2 protein-coding genes are annotated in these 1,132 nt (G+C 46.2%); both read right to left on the bottom strand.

Features of this window, described 5'->3' with window-relative positions; all coding sequences use genetic code 11:
- On the bottom strand, positions 1-140 hold a 140-nt coding region (locus ACR0P9_RS12990), incomplete at its 3' end, for a 4-hydroxyphenylacetate 3-hydroxylase N-terminal domain-containing protein (protein ID WP_432620804.1).
- Positions 141-193: 53 nt separating this feature from the next.
- Entirely contained in the window at positions 194-916 is a 723-nt protein-coding gene (locus ACR0P9_RS12985) for an AraC family transcriptional regulator (protein ID WP_432620802.1), read from the bottom strand.
- Positions 917-1,132: the final 216 nt, after the last annotated feature.

Genomic DNA, 1,132 nt, shown 5'->3' with positions numbered 1-1,132 from the left:
TAAGTTGCTGCGAAGGAGTTCAGGGACGGGCGGATTACCGGATCGTCTACCGGATTCTCTACCTTCTTGCCGAACATCCACAGATTGAGGTTCAGCTTGCGCAGGGACTCAATATACTGTTCTTTGGTCATCATGGGTATCATCCTCTTTCTTTGCAAATATCATATAATCATAGATTGACTCTATTTCTGTATTATACAACGCTGACCGTTTTCTTAAAGCACGGGCACTCTCGATATGATTTCGGCGTCATACCGGTGACATTGTGAAAGGCTCGCGTAAATGTCGAATTGCTGCTGTATCCTACCATCACAGCAATTTCCATCACGCTGAAATTGGTCGTGACCAGCAGCTCTTTTGCCCGCTGAATGCGTGTATTGCGCAGATAAAAACTCGGGGATAAGCCGGTCTGCTGCTTAAACCAATCGCAGTAATAGGTCACGTTGTAGTTTTCAATTTTCGCCAACTGATCGACAGTAATCGGCAGATGATAATATTCATTGATATACTGAATCGACGGCGCCGCACAGTTTTCCATCAGCTTGCTGTACAAATACTTATACAAATGCCGCACGGCTGTGCTCTCCGGATTTTGCTCCAGCTCTGCTTGAATCAGCTCCACGAGCTGAATGATCTGACCGCGCATGGAAATAATCAGCGGATTGGAAATCAAGACAACTTCTCCGCTGTCCGCCATATCATCGGACACATTGATCGCCAGCAGCTTGCCGTAATAATTACACTGATGCAGCATCCCTGTCGGGATAAAGCAAAGTTCTTGCGGCGTCACTTCATATTCCATTTTGCCGATGCTGATTTTCATCGGCTCCTGCAGGGGCACAAGGATCTGCGGATACTCGTGCGTGTGTTCTCCCTTGCATTCATAAAATACATGAATATTAACTTTCTGATCCATTATGCTCCACCATCCTAAATCAAAAAAAGTGTGTGTACAGCCGAGATAGACACTGCTCTCCCGCATGTTTCGGTTCCGACGCGGCTGCATCTCCCTATGCGTGAACAGTGTCTATATCTGCTTAGAAAATGACATTTTCTACATATCGCTCGATAATCTTTACATAGCCTGCCATCTGATCCGGTGTCGGACTTTTGATGTCCGGCAGCTGATAGG

This window comes from Butyricicoccus sp., assembly GCF_050872565.1.
GTDB lineage: Bacteria > Bacillota > Clostridia > Oscillospirales > Butyricicoccaceae > Butyricicoccus_A.
The sequence above is the reverse complement of the archived record's forward strand: the minus strand, read 5'-3'. Positions and strand labels throughout refer to the sequence as shown.

Excerpts from the sequence above, each read along its gene's own strand:
- ACR0P9_RS12985 (WP_432620802.1), bottom strand. The coding sequence starts at position 916 with ATGGATCAGAAAGTTAATATTCATGTATTTTATGAATGCAAGGGAGAA.